At 56.1% G+C, this 17,224-nt stretch carries 15 protein-coding genes; all 15 read right to left on the bottom strand.

Annotated elements, in window-relative coordinates; translation table 11 throughout:
• Positions 1–131, bottom strand: a 131-nt coding sequence (locus A3GO_RS25845) for a transposase (RefSeq protein WP_211245102.1), incomplete at its 3' end; no start/stop codon positions are given.
• A gap of 830 nt (positions 132–961) precedes the next feature.
• Positions 962–1,615, bottom strand: a complete 654-nt coding sequence (locus tag A3GO_RS0117065; RefSeq protein ID WP_051302521.1) for a rhodanese-like domain-containing protein — start codon at positions 1,613–1,615, stop codon at positions 962–964.
• 106 nt (positions 1,616–1,721) lie between these two features.
• Complete coding sequence (locus A3GO_RS24295) at positions 1,722–3,521, bottom strand: DEAD/DEAH box helicase (RefSeq protein WP_051302516.1); 1,800 nt, start codon at positions 3,519–3,521, stop codon at positions 1,722–1,724.
• A 201-nt stretch (positions 3,522–3,722) separates the two neighbouring features.
• Complete coding sequence (locus A3GO_RS0117055; protein WP_029134432.1) at positions 3,723–5,018, bottom strand: adenylosuccinate synthase; 1,296 nt, start codon at positions 5,016–5,018, stop codon at positions 3,723–3,725.
• A 44-nt stretch (positions 5,019–5,062) separates the two neighbouring features.
• The gene (locus tag A3GO_RS24290; RefSeq protein WP_037375734.1) at positions 5,063–6,241 is read right to left on the bottom strand and encodes an ATP phosphoribosyltransferase regulatory subunit; all 1,179 of its coding nucleotides are present in this window, start codon (positions 6,239–6,241) and stop codon (positions 5,063–5,065) included.
• Between the two features lie 12 nt (positions 6,242–6,253).
• Positions 6,254–6,439, bottom strand: a complete 186-nt coding sequence (locus tag A3GO_RS0117045) for a DUF2065 domain-containing protein (protein ID WP_029134431.1) — start codon at positions 6,437–6,439, stop codon at positions 6,254–6,256.
• A 306-nt stretch (positions 6,440–6,745) separates the two neighbouring features.
• On the bottom strand, positions 6,746–7,621 hold the full coding sequence (hflC, locus tag A3GO_RS0117040; RefSeq protein WP_029134430.1) for a protease modulator HflC: 876 nt from the start codon (positions 7,619–7,621) through the stop codon (positions 6,746–6,748).
• The gene (gene hflK / locus A3GO_RS0117035) at positions 7,621–8,766 is read right to left on the bottom strand and encodes an FtsH protease activity modulator HflK (protein WP_029134429.1); all 1,146 of its coding nucleotides are present in this window, start codon (positions 8,764–8,766) and stop codon (positions 7,621–7,623) included. Before hflK ends, hflC begins: the two co-directional genes overlap by 1 nt.
• A 122-nt stretch (positions 8,767–8,888) precedes the next feature.
• Positions 8,889–10,175, bottom strand: a complete 1,287-nt coding sequence (hflX, locus tag A3GO_RS0117030) for a ribosome rescue GTPase HflX (protein ID WP_029134428.1) — start codon at positions 10,173–10,175, stop codon at positions 8,889–8,891.
• 331 nt (positions 10,176–10,506) lie between these two features.
• A complete protein-coding gene (gene hfq, locus A3GO_RS0117025) occupies positions 10,507–10,761 on the bottom strand; it encodes an RNA chaperone Hfq (protein WP_029134427.1) in 255 nt (84 codons plus the stop codon).
• Positions 10,762–10,876: 115 nt separating this feature from the next.
• Positions 10,877–11,836, bottom strand: a complete 960-nt coding sequence (miaA, locus tag A3GO_RS0117020; RefSeq protein WP_029134426.1) for a tRNA (adenosine(37)-N6)-dimethylallyltransferase MiaA — start codon at positions 11,834–11,836, stop codon at positions 10,877–10,879.
• Positions 11,836–13,629 (bottom strand): DNA mismatch repair endonuclease MutL, encoded by a 1,794-nt coding sequence (mutL, locus tag A3GO_RS0117015; protein WP_029134425.1) that lies wholly within the window; start codon positions 13,627–13,629, stop codon positions 11,836–11,838. Before mutL ends, miaA begins: the two co-directional genes overlap by 1 nt.
• A 154-nt stretch (positions 13,630–13,783) precedes the next feature.
• Complete coding sequence (locus A3GO_RS0117010; RefSeq protein ID WP_029134424.1) at positions 13,784–15,085, bottom strand: N-acetylmuramoyl-L-alanine amidase; 1,302 nt, start codon at positions 15,083–15,085, stop codon at positions 13,784–13,786.
• A 109-nt stretch (positions 15,086–15,194) separates the two neighbouring features.
• Positions 15,195–15,674 (bottom strand): tRNA (adenosine(37)-N6)-threonylcarbamoyltransferase complex ATPase subunit type 1 TsaE, encoded by a 480-nt coding sequence (tsaE, locus tag A3GO_RS0117005; RefSeq protein WP_051302514.1) that lies wholly within the window; start codon positions 15,672–15,674, stop codon positions 15,195–15,197.
• Positions 15,661–17,175 (bottom strand): bifunctional ADP-dependent NAD(P)H-hydrate dehydratase/NAD(P)H-hydrate epimerase, encoded by a 1,515-nt coding sequence (locus A3GO_RS0117000; protein WP_037375732.1) that lies wholly within the window; start codon positions 17,173–17,175, stop codon positions 15,661–15,663. The genes tsaE and A3GO_RS0117000 overlap by 14 nt, the downstream gene beginning before the upstream one ends.
• Positions 17,176–17,224: the final 49 nt, after the last annotated feature.

The following is a 17,224-nucleotide window of genomic DNA, read 5'->3' as shown; positions in this document are numbered from 1 at the left end:
AATCGATGAAATACTTCACCAAGCTCTTTGCGTATTTGGCCAAAAAGCACTTTCCTACGATATTTCGGGATGAACACGATATGGTACTTACACTCCCACCTCGTGTGACTTAAACTTTCTACTCGTCTCATGGTTTCTCCTTTGCGTGTTGCTTGGCGGCTCACGCTTTGGAGTTACTATGAGACTCCCGTTACTGTCAAACTGCTAATGCCTCCCCAGCAAAGCTGGGGGGTCTCTTATATTTGTCTAGCATACAGGGTTGGTACATGCGGGAGATGGGCGCGACCGTAGTCAGGAGTGCCTTGAGGCGGATATATCATTTCGTTTAACGATGAAAATGGCTTTTGATCATTACATCGTCTAGCTCGCCACCATATTTGGTCAGCTGATCTACCTATACCCAATATGTCATGGTTTCTTAGAAACTCCCTTAAGCGCTCAAGAATAGCACTATGTGACCGTCCGCTATGGACAGTGCCTCGTAATAACTCAGCCAAATCGAAGAGCTGCTCCATTGTAGGGCTAGTGTTCACTGGTTGCGTCTGCCTTGAATCCAAATTTAAACTTGCTTTTCAGGATTATAGGAACAAGGAAGGGAGAAGGACACCCAGTGCGCCGAGATAAATCGGTAGAAGATTGGAGGTGAAATCCCGCTGCTAGGAAAGGGCTAGCTACCCACCGAGACCCCGAGTTTTGGACCGCTAAGCGGTAAAGAGGACGGATTTATTTTCTACGGATAAACCGGGTGTTGGAGTGAGCGTCCATTTTCGGATGGTTTCTGCCCGACAAACTGAATGATCCAATGGCCGCTTTTGGTTGCGGTTTCAACCGGTGGATTAACATCTAATCTCTAACGATAAAGAGGAGGATGTTGAAAACGAAGCGGCGACCAAGGTCAGATAATAACTGGCAGTCTGCCAGACCAAATCCAAGCAATCAGATCTGCTGTGACAATCCGCGTCTACTCTTCGATCAACTGTCCCTCGGGTGTAACGACGGGCAGTCCAAACACCTGCCACAACTGCATGCCACCGCGGTAATAAAACAGCTTGTCGGCCGGATAGCCGATGCTGAGCAGCCCCTTGATAGCGGTCGGAGATTGCCCGCACCAGGGACCATTGCACCAGAGCACGGCCTGTTTGGCCTGGGAAAAATCCCAACCCTCGTCCCTTTCCCCCACCCCGAGCTGGCTGAGCGATTCACTCAGGGTAATGTCATCGGCGCCCTGCCCCGGATTCAACTTGGTAAACGGGATATTCACCGAGCCGGGTATGGTGCCCCGGGCATGCCAGTCGGCCGTTCTGGCATCAATCAGGATGCCTGTGCCATCGGCCAGTCGCTCACGCATAAAGGCGACCAATTCAACTTCACCGATGGTGGCGATACCCGGTGCGACCTGTATCGGCTGGGCACAGAATGGCGGACAGGGCCGGGAAGTCAGTGCAAAGTCGGGAGAAATGGTTGATGTGCGATCCTGCTTGCGCACAATCGTGATCTGCTGCTGGCCATGAGTCACCTGGAACTGCCCGATATCCCGGGTGATGTTCACCTCCAGGGCATCGGCCGTGGCCGTATATATCAGCACGGCCGTCAGCATTATCAGTACACTTTTCATTACTCGCTCCTCCCGATCATGTTCGACCCGCAACATTGCCATGTTTATCGTAACGGGGACTTTGTCCGCTCCTTATGGTCGATCCGCAGGCCACTTGAAACCGGCATCAGACTCCGGTAGCCGGTGGTGCCGTTTTCTTATGCTTCGGTTTTTTATCGCGTTTCTTCGCCTTTTTGGCCTTGTCCGGCTGGGCCTTTGTGCCCGCCTGGTGCGGCTTTACGGGTTTCAGCCGCAACGGCTGGTTACAGACATAGACACGCTGAAGATGCTTGAACACATCGCCCGGCATGCCCTCGGGCAGATCCACCAGGGTGTGATCCTCGGCAATCTGGATCTGGCCGATATAGGCACCATCCAATCCGGCCTCATTGGCCAGAGCGCCGACCACTTCACGGGGCGTCACACCGTGCTTGGAGCCCACCTGCAGACGATAGGTTTCCATGGGGACATCACTCTTGCGGGATCCCCGCTCTGTCTTGGTCTTGGGTTTCCGCTTTGCCTTGTCCTGTGGAGTTGCGGCCTGATAGGTCCCCGGCTCTTTTCCACTTTTCGCCCTGGTGCGCCTGGCAGCGGAATCCGCCACCTCCTTGACAATAAACGGCCGCTCCTTCTGCCCCAGATAGGTGAGCGCCGCCGCAATGTCCAGCTCACTCATCTCCTGTTCCTGGGTCATCCGATGAATCAGCTGATAATAGTAATCAAGATCCTGTTGCGTCAGGGTTTCCCGGATTAGCGTGGTGAAACGGTCAATCCGGTGTTCGCTCAGATCGCCCGCGGAAGGCAGCTCCATGGCCGGAATCTGTTGCCGAATCGAACGTTCAATAGCCTTCAGCAAGCGGTTTTCCCGGGGCTGGACAAACAGCAGCGCTTTGCCCTTGCGCCCTGCCCGCCCGGTTCGCCCGATACGGTGCACGTAGGACTCGGGATCATTTGGAATATCGTAATTGACCACATGACTGATGCGCTCCACATCCAGACCGCGCGCCGCCACGTCGGTAGCGACCACGATATCCAGCTTGCCCCGCTTCAACCGATCGACTGTGCGTTCGCGCATCGCCTGATTCATATCGCCATTAAGTGCCTCGGCGGCAAAACCGTGCGCCGCCAGCTTATCGGCCACCTCGACCGTGGCGAGCTTGGTGCGAACGAATACAATCATGCCATCAAACTCTTCCACCTCCAGGATGCGCGTCATCGCATCCATCTTGTGGTCGCGACTGACCACATAGTGGACCTGATCGATCGCCGTTACCGTCTCACTTTTCGACTTGATCTTGATCTCAACCGGATCGCGCAGATATTTTTTTGCCACTTTTCGAATCGAATCCGGCATGGTGGCGGAAAAAAGCGCCACCTGGCGCTGTTCAGGGGCCTGTTCAAAGATCCATTCGATCTCATCGATAAAGCCCATCTTGAGCATCTCATCCGCTTCATCCAGCACCAGACTTTTTATGCTGCCCAGTTTCAGCGTGCCTCTCTTGAGGTGATCGATCACCCGACCCGGTGTCCCCACGATTACATGGGCACCGCGCTGCAGTTGACGCAATTGCAGGCTCATTCCCTGGCCACCGTAGACCGGCAGGACATGGAATCCTCCCAGATGCCTGGCATAACTCTGGCACGCCTCGGCCACCTGCAGTGCCAGTTCACGGGTCGGTGTGAGGACAAGAATCTGGGGATCACGCGATCCGAGACTGAGGTTGCTGAGCAGCGGCAAGGCGAACGCGGCGGTTTTGCCGGTGCCGGTCTGGGCCTGGCCCAGCAGGTCACGGTTGGCCAGCAGTTCGGGGATACAGGCCGCCTGGATGGGGGTCGGGGTCTCGTAGCCCTGATCCTGAATCGCCTTGAGTACGGCTGGCGCTAGGCCAAATGTGTCGAAACCTGCAATAGCCGGTGCGGAGTCCATAGTGATAACCTCTGGAGGGTGTTGGATCCACCGAAGAAGCTCAATGGAGTCAGGATATGAAGAAGCCGCGGGATTGTACAGGCTTGGTGGGTGGATGTGTACTGTTATCGCAATTTAACCCGCAAAGCACCAGCTCTGCCGCGCCAAGAAAAAACGGGGCCTGACCGGCCCCGTTGCGCTACTCAGAATGCGACAACCGCATCAGGCATCGAACGGATGGCGCACCACCACGGTCTCCTTGCGGTCCGGTCCAGTGGAGATCACATCCACCGGCGTGTCTGTGAGTTCTTCGATCTTTTGCAGATATTTGCGGGCGTTCTCCGGCAGTCCGTCGACACTGGATACTCCAATGGTTGACTCGTTCCAGCCCGGCATCTCCATGTACACCGGCTCGCATTTCTCAAAACCGTCCGCGCCCACCGGTGGGACGCTCACTTCGCGGCCATCGAGCTTATAGGCGACACAGATCTTCAGGGTTTCCATGCCATCCAGCACGTCCAGCTTGGTGATGCACATGCCGGTAACGCTGTTGATCTGCAGAGAACGCTTCAGGGCCACGGCGTCCAGCCAGCCACAGCGGCGCTTACGTCCGGTGGTGGCGCCAAACTCGTGCCCTTTATGACCCAAGTGATCACCCACGGCATCAAACAGTTCAGTCGGGAACGGACCTGCGCCCACCCGGGTGGTATAGGCCTTGACGATACCCAGCACGTAGTCGATGTGGCAGGGGCCGACGCCACTGCCACTGGCGGCACCGCCGGCGGTGGTGTTGGAAGATGTCACGTAGGGATAGGTACCGTGATCGATATCCAGCAGCGCGCCCTGTGCTCCCTCGAACATGACATTCCGGCCTTCGGCACGCATCTGGTGCAGGGTACCGGTCACATCTTCAATCAGGGGGGTCAGGATCTCTGCCTGGGCCAGCGACTCATCCAGCACCTGATGGTAATCCACTGCATCGGCCTTGAAGTAATTGACCAACGTGAAGTTATGGTACTCCATCACTTCGCGCAGGCGCTCTTTATAGACCTCGATATCGCACAGCTCTCCAAAGCGGATACCGCGACGGGAGACCTTGTCCTCATAGGCGGGGCCGATACCGCGCCCGGTGGTGCCGATCGCTTTCTTACCACGGGCCGTCTCTCGCGCCTGGTCCAGTGCGATATGGTAGGGGAGAATCAGCGGGCAGGACTCACTGATACCCAACCGATCCATAACCGGCACCCCGTTCTGTTTCAACACGTCCATCTCTTCCAGCAGCGCGCTGGGGGAGAGGACCACGCCATTACCGATGAGACAGCGGACATTTTCCCGCAGAATCCCGGAAGGAATCAGGTGCAGAACGGTCTTCTTGCCGTCAATCACCAGGGTATGGCCGGCATTGTGACCACCCTGGAACCTGACAACAGCCTCGGCCCGATCAGTCAGCAGATCGACGATTTTACCCTTACCTTCATCACCCCATTGGGTGCCGATTACTACTACATTTTTACCCATGTTCGTACTCATCAATACGTGATTCCACGGATTTGCCAGAGGCTTCAGAGCGTCTTGACAACCCAGTTATCACCCTGTTTTACCAGGGCCTCCCCACAATACATCGTGCCCGCATCACCCGTCTGACCGGGCAATGCGATTACCACCCGGCGCCCTTCGGCGCGCAGTTCCTCCACCCGTTGCCGCAAGACCGGGTCATTTTCCGCCGGGGCAAATATCCCGGTCGTTTCGTTCAGGTTTTTGGCACTGCCAAGACGCATCAGCATCTTCAGGTCGGCGCTGAAACCACAAGCTGGACGCGCCCGCCCGAACAGTTTGCCGATATCATCGTAGCGCCCGCCACGGGCAATCTCCTGCCCCAGTCCGGACACAAAGGCAGCGAATACAACCCCGGTATGATAGTGGTAACCGCGCAGTTCGGCCAGATCAAAATGCACCGGCACATCCGGACGCCGCTCCACCAGCAGCGCCGCCAGCCGTTCCAACTGCTCAAGAGCCGACTGTACCTCCGCACCGGCGCCGGCAAGCGATTTTCGGGCCCGTTCCAGGGCATCGTCCCCGCTCAGGCTTGCCAGTGAAGCCAGCCGCCGACGCGCATCATCCTCAAGCTCGCAGCCATCCAGCAGTGCTTCTATCTCCGGCACCGCCTTGCGCTGCAGGGCATCGAACAGGGCCAACTCCTGCTGTTTGTCCAAACCGCTCTCTTGTGCCAGCGCGCGAAAAATACCCACGTGACCGAGGTCGAGATAGACGTTGTCGATACCGGCCCGCTCCAGGGCCTTCAGCATCAGGCAAAGTATCTCGTGATCACTCTCCACACCTGAATGGCCATAGAGCTCTGCGCCGATCTGAAGCGGAGAACGCGAGCCTGCAAAATCGTCATTTCGGGTATTGAGCACAGTCCCCACATAACAGAGTCTTGTGGGCGCCTCCCGGCGCAACTGATGGGCATCGATGCGCGCCGCCTGCGGGGTGATATCGGCCCGGATACCGAGGGTCCTTCCCGTAATCTGATCTGTCAGTTTGAATGTACGAAGATCCAGATCACCACCAGTACCTGTCAGCAGCGATTCCAGATATTCGATAATAGGGGGTTGTACCAGGTCGTATCCCCAGCTGTCGAACAGGTCCAGAAGGTCCCGGCGTATTCTTTCCAACTGGAGCGCCTTCGGAGGAAGCAGTTCATCTATCCCCTCCGGCAACAACCAATGCGCATTGTTCATTGTTTTCTCAATCTAATTTACGAGATAGAGTGTTACCACACCCAGGATCATACTAATCAACCCACTGATCCGTAAGGATTTATCATCCATCTCGACTATAGCCATCATCATACGCTTAGTAGCACCAGGACTTAAAAAAGGAATAACTCCCTCAATAACCATCACCAATGCCAAGGCAATCCACAAGTCGTGCCACATATCGCTGTCCAATTACGCTCTCGCACTTCCTTGTGCTTCGCTGCATAAGTCCATCCCTGGACGAATACGCTCTCGCACTTCTTTGTGCTTCGCTGCATAAGTCCATCCCTGGACGAATACGCTCTCGCACTTCCTTGTGCTTCGCTGCATAAGTCCATCCCTGGACGAAAAAAAGCCGGGGTGACAACCCGGCCAGAATATTCTGAATTTGTTTGGACAGGGGGGCTGATTCTGCCAAACCAGGCCCTGATTGTCCATTTCTCTACTCCCCACCCGCCACAAGGCAGGTGGGGAGATTACCCGGTTTTATTGTTTGCCTTCTGCATTTCTGAAGTAGCGGAAGAACTCTGAGTCAGGGTCCAACACCATCATATTGCCACTGCTGTTGAACGTCTTGCCATAGGCATTGAGACTACGGTAAAAGGCGTAGAACTCCTCATTTTCTTGAAACGCCTTGGCATAAATTTCTGCCGCCAGGCCGTCCCCCTCACCCCGGGTCTCCTCCGACACCTTGTAGGCATTCGCCAGAATCACCACCCGCTGGGCATCTGCATTGGCGCGGATCCTTTCAGCCGCTTCCGCACCCTGCGCTCTCAGTTCGGAAGCGACCCGTTCACGCTCAGCCCGCATGCGGTCATAAACCGACTGACTCACCTCTTTTGGCAGATCAATCTGCTTCACCCGCACATCCAGGACCTCGATCCCCAGCTCGGCAGCTTTTTCGTCGGCATCCTTGGTCAGCAGCGCCATGATTTCGGCACGTTCACCGGAAATAACCTCCTGAATGGTGCGCTTGCCGAACTCGTCACGCAGGCTGGTATTGATCCGTTCCGACAGCAACCGGGTCGCACTGGCCACGTTGTCGCCGGTTGAACGGAAATACTGCGCGGCATTGGTAATGCGCCACTTGGCGTAAGAGTTGACGATTACATCCTTCTTCTCAATGGTCAGGAACCGCTCCGGGTTCGAGTCCATGGTCTGGATACGGCCATCGAACTTCTTCACATTCTGGATCACCGGGATCTTGAAATGGAGGCCCGGCTCATAGTCTGAATCGACTATCTTGCCAAACTGCAGTTTGATGGCCATCTCCCACTGGTTCACCACAAACAGGGATGAGACCGCCAATCCGATCAGCAGGATAATGCCGACAAATAAAACACCAATCCTTCCATTATTCATTAACGTACCCTCCTGCTACGATTGTCTTCACGTAGCAAGTTTTCCACCGGCTCCTTTATCGTTGCCTGCGGATTGGAACTACTGCGCAAGGAGTCAGGCCTTGCCTCAATCAGCTTGTCGATGGGCAGGTACATCAGGCTATTGCCAGCCTTCACGTCCATAATCACCTTGTTGGTATTACCCATCACCTGTTCGAGTGTCTCCAGATAGAGTCGCTGCCGGGTTACTACCGGCGCCTTCTCATACTCCTTCATCACCGCCAGGAAACGTGAGGTCTCACCCTCGGCTTCCGCGATTACCTGTTCCTTGTAGGCCCCTGCCGCAGCAGTAACACGTGAAGCGGCACCGCGTGCCCTCGGCACCACATCATTGGCATAGGCTTCCGCCTGGTTCTCCTGCCGGGCCTTGTCCTCGCGCGCCTTGATGGCATCATCGAAGGCACTCTTGACCGCCTCCGGCGGTTTTGCCGGTTGGGTATTTACGCTGGTCACTTCCAGACCGGTTTTATAAAAGCTGATCAACTCCTGAATACGCCGCTTGATGTCACTGGCGATCGAGCCACGTCCCTCGGTCAGGATAAAATCAAGTTTGCTCTTGCCAATCGTTTCACGCAGGGCGGTTTCGGTGGCGTCACGAATAGTCTTGTCCGGATCGCGGTCCTGGAACAGATAGTCCACCGGGTCCTGCACCTTGAACTGAACCGTTAACTCGATATCGACAATATTCTCATCCTTGGTCAGCATCGTCTCCTTGGATGGAAAGGTGGAGATCTGATCCACATTTACCTTGATCACATCATCTACGACCGGGATAAGAAAATTGAGGCCCGGCTGGGTTACTTCGTAGTAGGCGCCAAAGCGCAACACCACGCCGCGTTCCGCGGGAGCGATCGTATAAAAACTCTTGAACCCGAGAAGCACAACCAGACCCACGACCACCAGACCGATTATCCCTTTGGTCCCGGCGGGCCCGGAAACCGGACCGCCCCCGGAACGGTTGCCACCGTTTCCGCCTTTGCCGCCAAACAGGCCTCCAAGCCTGTCTTGCATCTTCTTGACCACTTCATCCAAGTCAGGTGGGCCTTGTTCACCACCCTTGCCACTCCAGGGATCTTTATTGTCTCCCCCCGGTTCATTCCAAGCCATCGATAACTCCAGTGCTTTCTCGTAATAAACAATATACCCGGAGGATACTTCACAAACATCCGGGCAGCGAATTTTTCTTAACTTAACATTACCTAAGAGCAACAGCGAATCAGTTTATGCAACTATCCGATCACCAGACGACTCTCCAAAACCGATTCCTGTTGCACCAGACGGTCATAGGCAACCTTGGGTAGATCGATTTCCATATCCCACCCGCCGGTATCGGTCGCCTTCTCTGAGATGACCCCACCCAGTTCAAAAAGCCGCGCGCGTAGACGACCATCCGCAGGTTGTAACTGCAATAACTTATGCACATGTTCCTGATGATAAAATTCCGCCAGCGCCTGTTTCAGCAGTTCCAATCCCTGACCACTCAACGCTGACAGCCAAATGCGTTTGACCAGACCGTCTTCACCTCGTTCAATTCGAGGCGCTTCCGTCTCTGTCAGATCGATTTTATTGTAGATTTCGATTTGCGGAATCTTATCCGCACCAATCTGCTTCAGTACGTCATTTACCTCGGCAATACAGACTGCACGCTGTGTACTTGCCGTATCGATCACATGCAGTAGCAACGACGCCTCAGATGTCTCCTGCAGAGTGGATTTGAAGGCAGCAACCAGTTCATGGGGAAGATGGGATATAAAACCCACCGTATCCGCCAGGATACAGCCCCCCTCACCCGGCAGGTCCAGACGGCGCAGCGTTGGATCCAGGGTAGCGAACAGTTGGTCCTGTGCATACACTTGCGAATCGGTCAACCGGTTAAACAGGGTGGACTTTCCCGCATTGGTATAGCCGACCAGAGAAACCGTCGGGATCTCAGCCTTGCTGCGGGCCTTGCGCCCCTGGTTGCGTTGACTATCCACTTTTTCGAGACGTCGGCGGATCTGCGCAATGCGATGATTAAGCAATCGCCGGTCTGTTTCAAGCTGGGTTTCACCAGGACCGCGCAAACCGATACCGCCTTTCTGGCGTTCAAGATGCGTCCAGCCACGCACCAGCCGGGTGGAAAGATGCCTCAACTGCGCCAATTCCACCTGTAGCTTGCCCTCGAAAGAGCGGGCTCGCTGGGCAAAAATATCCAGAATCAATCCTGTTCTGTCGACCACCCGGCACTTGAATTCCCGCTCCAGGTTGCGTTCCTGGCTTGGAGAGAGGGCGTGATTGAATATCACCAATTCCGCCTCTTCCGCCTGGATCAGGTCACGAACCTCTTCCGCCTTGCCACTTCCGATGAACAGCCGTGGATCAGGCGACCTGCGGCTTCCGGTGACTAAGCAGACCGGCGTGGCACCTGCTGAAACCACCAGTTCCCGGAACTCCTCAAGCTCTTCAGGATCGGCTTTAATGTCCATATCCACATGAACAAGAACGGCTTTCTCGCCTACTTTTGGGCGTTCAAACACTGGAAACCTCATCAATCGCTTGGATCATCGGCCAACCGACCCTGGAACCAGCCGAAAACTTATTTAAACCTGGGTAACGAATTGTCAAAGGCATAATGTCTGGGTTGAAGCGGACTGTAGATGGGCTTTTGTTCTTGAAGGTTTAAAGGTCAGCATCTGTTCTGAATCGGGTGTCAACCCACACTATCCTAAGCCACGGAACAAGATGGAGATAATGGCGGTCCTGTATATCGAAATCATGCCAGCCTTCAGATTCGGCACTGATAATTTACGACGCCTGCCGTTAATGCCTTGTAACAAACGGCAGATCGTCGTCACTTCTCCTGATAGATCAGCTATTACCAGGTTCAACCGGATCATCGCCGGCCGGCATCTGCAAACGCACATTTCTGGCGGGAACCACCGTGGAAATGGCATGTTTATATACCATCTGGCTGACTGTATTTTTCAGCAAGACCACAAACTGATCAAATGATTCGATCTGCCCCTGCAACTTGATTCCATTCACCAGGAAGATCGACACGGGTATACGCTCTTTTCGCAGCGTGTTGAGGAAAGGGTCTTGTAGACTTTGCCCCTTAGACATCGGAGTTCTCCTTATTGTAGTATCGCGTCGGTATTTAAAAAATAGCTTATGGTACAAGCTTGTACCAGAAAAAAGTCCAATAATTCGCCAATATTTTTACACACAGCTCACACTGTCAGCTAAAACTGAGGCCTGAGCGGACTATTTTCAAGGCTTGTTGCAAAATATTCCCCGCCTCTTCGTCCAGCCAGTGTAAATCCGGATAGGAACGCAGCCAGGTAAACTGACGCTTGGCCAACTGCCGGGTGGCGATAATACCGCGTTCAATCATGGTTTCCCTGTCCCACTCCCCCTGCAGGTACCGGATCATCTGGCGATATCCCACCGAACGCATGGAGGGCATCTCCGGCCGCACGCTACCTTTTTGCAGCAATTGCTGCACTTCCGCCTCAAATCCCTTAGACAGCATTTTGCTGAAGCGTTCAGCAATCCGCTGATGCAATACCGCCCGCGACTTGGGAGCCCGGGCCAGTTTAACCAATCGATAGGGCAATGCACTCCGTTCCGCCTGCCCTTGCAGCAGGGACATGGGCTGGCCGGTCAACCGGTAAACTTCCAAGGCTCGCTGTATTCTTTGGGGGTCATTGGGATGTATCCGGGTCGCCGCTGCGGGATCGATACGCTTCAGCTGCTCATGCAGATTCTCCCACCCCAACGCGGCGGCCTCTCGTTCCAGCTCCGCGCGAACCTCAGGGTCCGCTTCCGGCAGACTGGAGAGCCCGAATTCCAATGCCCTGAAATAGAGCATGGTGCCACCCACCAATAAGGGGATGCGTCCGGTAGCGCTAATTTCGGCCATTTCAGCCAAGGCATCTTGCCGAAAGCGGGCCGCAGAATAAGCCTCTGTGGGATCACAGATATCAATCAGCCGATGCGGCGCAAGGGCCAGTTCTGCGGCATCCGGTTTGGCCGTTCCGATATCCATGCCACGATAAACCAGCGCGGAATCGACACTGATAATCTCGCAGGGCAGGTGCCGCACCAGTTCAATCGCCAACTCGGTCTTGCCTGAGGCCGTTGGCCCCATTAGAAATATGGCGGGAGGCAGTCCCTGGTCTGCAGTTTTTTCACCCATTACTGGCCCCGAAGAAACAGCTTATCCAGACGGGTCAGGTCGAGCTGTACCCAGGTGGGACGTCCATGATTGCACTGATCACTGCGTTCGGTACGTTCCATGTCCCGTAACAGGGCATTCATCTCTTCAATGGTCAGGCGTCTGTTGGCTCTGACTGAACCATGGCAGGCCATGGTGGCAAGGACCTGATTTATCTCGTCACGGATGCGCTCACTGCTACCATGCACCACGATGTCCGACAGGATATCCCGCAACAATTTTTCTGCATCCGCACCCTGCAGCAGCACCGGTATGGCACGGACAACCAGAGTTTCCGCCCCGATCCGATCCACTTCCATGCCCAGTTCACCGAACAGCGGCTGCTGGACCTCGGCCAAATCGGCTTCCCTGGAACTGACAGATACGGAAACAGGTACCAGCAGTGGCTGGCGACTGACGCCTCCTTCCAGCAAAGCCCGCTTGAAGCGTTCGTAGGTGATCCGCTCGTGGGCGGCATGCATATCCACCAACACCAGTCCGGATGCGTTTTCTGCGAGAATATAAATTCCTTTCAGCTGCGCCAGGGCAAAACCGAGCGGTGGCACTTCATCCGCCGCCGCTTCACCTTCGGTAACCGGAGGCATCGGAGACGGATGCTGCATATCAAAACTGGGCTGATAGCTGGCGTGGCGCTCCTGCACCTGAAATCCCAACGGTCGCTGATAGGCAGGCGGGACCGCGGCTAATGGTACCGTTCGCTGATCCACCTCCACCTGGCGGATCTCCCCGGTTGACCGGTCAATCTCCTGCCCGGGCCGGGTCTCCGCCAGCAGCTTATGCAAGGTGCTATAGATAAACCCGTGCACCATTCGGCCATCACGAAAACGCACCTCATGTTTGGCCGGGTGTACATTCACATCCACCTGCAGGGGATCAAGATCCAGGTAGAGTACGTAGGCCGGGTGGCGACCATGAAACAGTACGTCCTGGAATGCCTGTCGTACGGCATGGGTCACCAGTTTGTCCCTGACCATGCGCCCGTTGACGTAGAAGTACTGCATATCGGCCTGACTGCGGGAAAAGACCGGTCGCGCCACCCAGCCACGCAAGGCAAGGCCGGCCTGGTCCCAATCAAGGTGGATCACCTGCTCCAGAAACGAAGCCCCCAACAGCCCGGCAAGCCTGCGCTCCTGCTCCAGGATCTGACTGGCGAGGGGAAGCGTGAACACCTCCTTGCGATTATGCGAGAGGCTGAACGAGACATCAAAGCGGCTCAGGGCAAGCCGCTTGAGCTGGGTTTCGATATGGCCGAACTCGGTCTTTTCGGTACGCATGAACTTGCGGCGGGCCGGAGTGTTGTAGAAGAGATCCCGGACCTCCACCGTGGTGCCCTGTGGGTGGGCGCTGGGCACCGGATCGACAAACTGATCGCCGCCATCGCTGCTGACGCTCCAGCCGCCCTCCTGGCCGGTTGCACGGGAGGCGATGCTCAGACGGGATACGGAGGAGATGCTCGGCAGTGCTTCGCCCCGAAACCCCATGCTGCTGACCCGTTCCAGCTCCTCCAGACTGGCAATCTTGCTGGTGGCATGACGCGACAATGCCAGCCGCAAATCCTCAGGATGGATACCACCTCCGTTATCCCGCACCCGAATCAGTTTTCCACCACCCTGCTCAATATCCACATCGATCCGGGTAGCGCCGGCATCCAGACTGTTTTCCACCAGCTCCTTGATCACAGAGGCGGGACGCTCCACCACCTCGCCGGCGGCGATCTGGTTAATTAATTGTGCTGGAAGCGCCTGTATTCGCATTTGACCTGTACCGATTTTAGCGACGGAGCGACGTCTGAACCAAACGTCGGCATCCTGGATTAAGCGTACGGATGAAGACCGGAATTATAACCAGTAATCGGAGGTGGGCGTGAATCAGTGTGGCTTAATTATAGCGGGGGGAACCGCGGATTGATCAGGTACCGGGAATCACCAGCACCTGGCCGATACGGATCATGTCGCCGGAAATCCCGTTGGCGGATTTCAGGTTGGCGAGACTGATGTTATAGCGATCGGCAATTGCCCCCAGGGTGTCACCCCGGGAAATGGTATGTTGTTTCGATTTCAACTGGGCCATGAGCGTCCCCGGCGGTGGACTGTTGCGAAAGTAGCTGCTTAAGCCGTTCATTATGGCTCCTGCCACTTGCTGCTGATGCCGCGGGTCGAGCAGTTTGCGCTCCTCTTCCGGATTGGAAATGAAAGCTGTCTCCACCAGAATCGAAGGAACGTCGGGCGATTTCAGCACCGCAAATCCCGCCTGCTGCACCGATCGCTTGTGAGTCCTGCCAACCCGCTTGAGCTGCCCCAGAACCTTGCTAGCCACTTCATGACTCGCCTGTCCGGTACCGGTCTGGGAGAGATCCAACAGCACAGAGGCCAGCACATCATCCTTGTCTTCCAGCTTGACGCCGCCAATCAGATCCGCGCTGTTTTCACTCTCGGCCAGCCAGCGTGCCGCCTCACTCGAAGCCCCACGCTTGGATAGGGTATACACCGACGAACCGCGAGCCCTGGAATCGCGGAATGAATCGGCATGAATGGAAACAAACAGATCGGCACGATGAGAGCGGGCCAGATCCATCCGCTTGCGCAGGCCGAGATAATAGTCGCCATCCCGGATCAGAACGGCTTTCATGCCTCGTTCTTTATCGATCAATGCAGCCAGTTTTCGGGCGATGGAGAGTACGACATTCTTTTCGTAGGTTCCGCGCCGCCCCTTGGCTCCCGGATCTTCACCCCCATGACCGGCATCAATCGCAATCACCACGTCCCGCATACCGCTGGTTTCAATCTGTTTGACCGGCTTCTGCAGCGATTTCCCCTCTGAGCGCTCCTCCTCACCAAACAGATCAACCACCAGTCGATGTCCATATTGGCTGTTCGGCCTGAGAACAAAACTTTTCGGATGGGTCTGGGTATTGAGGTCCAGTACGACCCGTAGCGTGCCATCCTTGCGCTGGGCACTACGCAACCGCTTGATCAGGGGGTTGTCACTCACCGCCGGCATGGAGCCGGTCAGTTGGGCATTGTTGATATCAATTACCAGCCGATCGGGTTGTTTGAGGGTAAAGAGTTTGTGATTGACCGGATGGCTGGTATCGAACACCAGTCGGGTGTGATCCGGTGCCGCCCAAATACGGAGATTATCGACCACAGTCTGCCCGGCCAACAGCGGCCAGCAGACCAACATCAGCAGGATTGTGGCTATCTTCTTCATAATTCTGTGCCGCTTTGTTACCGGACCGGGTGACCTGACGCAATTAAAAGATAGCATGCAGATCTAATAAATTCCAGAAATATCTACAAGATAGAAAACTAACCTACATTCAACTCTTAACTACCGCATCCAACTCCAGCGCAAGCTTTTCCATTAGCCGGGCACCCGAATCTGTTTCTGCCTCAATAACCAGTTCCCGGCCATCCTCAAGATAGCGAATGCGGATCAGCAGATCTGGTTCCGGCAGTGCGCCCTGCCCCTGCTCCGGCCACTCCACCAGCATGATGGCATCATCCTGCAACATGTCCCGCAACCCCAGAAATTCAATCTCGTCCGGATCGGCGAGTCGATAAAGATCCAGGTGATAACAGCGTCTATTGCCTATCTCATAAGGCTCTATCAATGTGTAGGTGGGACTTTTCACCGATCCGGCATGCCCCAGACCACGCAGAAATCCCCTCGCCAGGGTGGTCTTGCCGGCACCCAGATCCCCCGTCAGATAGATCAGGCAGCTGGAGGGGACCACCCGGGACAGCGCCATACCAATCAACTCCTGCTTCCGTTCGGAATCAGCCCTAATCACCAGCATTCAGGTTATCCCCATTAATCAGACCGCGAATTGCGGGTAACAGATCGGTCGCCAGCATTCCCCGCTCACCGGCCCTGGCCGCCAGATCCGCGGCCGCGCCATGCAGACAGGCCCCCATCTCGGCAGCCATCTTGATCGCTTTGCCCTGAACGACCAGGCTGCCAACGATCCCGGTCAACAGGTCCCCCATGCCGCCGCTGGCCATGCCTGGATTGCCCTCGCAGCAGAGTCCCGTCTGTTTTCCCGGCGCGCTCGAGATCAGTGTCCCTGTGCCCTTCAGCAACGCCACCCCCCCGTAGCGCTGCTGCAGCCGCGAAACCGCCAGGAAGCGGTCCGCCTGTATCTCTGCCGTCGTGCAGCCCAGCAGTCGGGCCGCCTCACCCGGATGAGGTGTCAAAACCCAGTTTTCCCTCTGCTCCGGCTCCATGGCCAACAGGTTCAACGCATCCGCATCCACTACCAGGGGCAGCTTGCTTTGCAATACCCGTCGCAGCATGCGTTGCCCCCACTCCTGCTGCCCCAGCCCTGGCCCGATCGCGACCGTATCGGCCCGCGCAAGCAGTGGCAGCAGCGCATCCGGCTGTTCAACCCCATGACACATCAACTCGGGTCGCTGACTGGCAATCAGTGCCGCATGCTCGGGACGGGTAGCGATGGAGACCAGACCGGCCCCGGTTCGCAGCGCCGCCTCCCCGGCCATGCGGACTGCACCGAGTAAACCCGTGTCGCCACCGACCAGCAACAGATGTCCACAATCCCCCTTGTGCAGGGTGCGTCTCCGCGGCACGAGCTGCGCAGCGAAGGTTTGCCAGCGCAACAGGCGTGCACTCTCTTGCACCGTCTGATACACCTCGCTCGGCACCTCCAGGTCATCCACCGCAATCCGGCCGCAACAGTCCGGACCTGCTCCGGTGAACATGCCCTGCTTGAGGCCAATAAACGTGATGGTTGTCTCCGCCCGGATGGCACAGCCCAGGATCCGCCCACTGTCAGAGTGAAGGCCCGAGGGGATATCCAGTGCGAATACCGGCGCAGGATGTCGGTTGGCGGCCAGCAGGGCTGTTTCCCACGGTCCGCTGACGGCTCGCTCCAGGCCGGTACCCAGCACCGCATCCACGATCAGATCGGTGGAAAAATCCAGCTCATTGAAGAGCTCGACACAACCGCCGGCCTGGCGAAATTTTTCGGCACTGGCCAGCGCATCGCCCTGCAGTTTCTTGATATCGCCAAGCTGCAGCAGACGCACATCGAGTCCCGCCTGCAGCGCCAGGCGCGCCACCACAAAACCGTCACCACCATTATTGCCGGTGCCACATAGCACGGTGACGTGCCGCGCAGCCGGCCAACGCGTCCTCAACAGGCCGAAGGCAGCAGCACCCGCCCGCTCCATCAGGGTCAGGCCAGGGATGCCAAACTGCGCAATGGCACAACGATCCAGGGCACGCACCTGCTCGGCCAGATAAAGCTGGGGCGGGAACTGTGATGAATCAGTGATTAACATTATTAAATGAATCCGCAGCCTTTGTTGTGCCTATTGTAGGGTCTCAGTA

The organism is Sedimenticola selenatireducens DSM 17993 (assembly GCF_000428045.1).
Taxonomy (GTDB): domain Bacteria; phylum Pseudomonadota; class Gammaproteobacteria; order Chromatiales; family Chromatiaceae; genus Sedimenticola; species Sedimenticola selenatireducens.
The sequence above is the reverse complement of the archived record's forward strand: the minus strand, read 5'-3'. Positions and strand labels throughout refer to the sequence as shown.

Excerpts from the sequence above, each read along its gene's own strand:
- A3GO_RS0117065 (WP_051302521.1), bottom strand. The coding sequence starts at position 1,615 with ATGAAAAGTGTACTGATAATGCTGACGGCCGTGCTGATATATACGGCC.
- A3GO_RS24290 (WP_037375734.1), bottom strand. The coding sequence starts at position 6,241 with ATGAACAATGCGCATTGGTTGTTGCCGGAGGGGATAGATGAACTGCTT.
- A3GO_RS0117000 (WP_037375732.1), bottom strand. The coding sequence starts at position 17,175 with ATGTTAATCACTGATTCATCACAGTTCCCGCCCCAGCTTTATCTGGCC.
- A3GO_RS0117010 (WP_029134424.1), bottom strand. The coding sequence starts at position 15,085 with ATGAAGAAGATAGCCACAATCCTGCTGATGTTGGTCTGCTGGCCGCTG.
- miaA (WP_029134426.1), bottom strand. The coding sequence starts at position 11,836 with ATGGGTGAAAAAACTGCAGACCAGGGACTGCCTCCCGCCATATTTCTA.
- A3GO_RS24295 (WP_051302516.1), bottom strand. The coding sequence starts at position 3,521 with ATGGACTCCGCACCGGCTATTGCAGGTTTCGACACATTTGGCCTAGCG.
- hflC (WP_029134430.1), bottom strand. The coding sequence starts at position 7,621 with ATGAATAATGGAAGGATTGGTGTTTTATTTGTCGGCATTATCCTGCTG.
- hfq (WP_029134427.1), bottom strand. The coding sequence starts at position 10,761 with ATGTCTAAGGGGCAAAGTCTACAAGACCCTTTCCTCAACACGCTGCGA.
- tsaE (WP_051302514.1), bottom strand. The coding sequence starts at position 15,674 with ATGCTGGTGATTAGGGCTGATTCCGAACGGAAGCAGGAGTTGATTGGT.
- mutL (WP_029134425.1), bottom strand. The coding sequence starts at position 13,629 with ATGCGAATACAGGCGCTTCCAGCACAATTAATTAACCAGATCGCCGCC.
- A3GO_RS0117055 (WP_029134432.1), bottom strand. The coding sequence starts at position 5,018 with ATGGGTAAAAATGTAGTAGTAATCGGCACCCAATGGGGTGATGAAGGT.
- hflK (WP_029134429.1), bottom strand. The coding sequence starts at position 8,766 with ATGGCTTGGAATGAACCGGGGGGAGACAATAAAGATCCCTGGAGTGGC.
- A3GO_RS0117045 (WP_029134431.1), bottom strand. The coding sequence starts at position 6,439 with ATGTGGCACGACTTGTGGATTGCCTTGGCATTGGTGATGGTTATTGAG.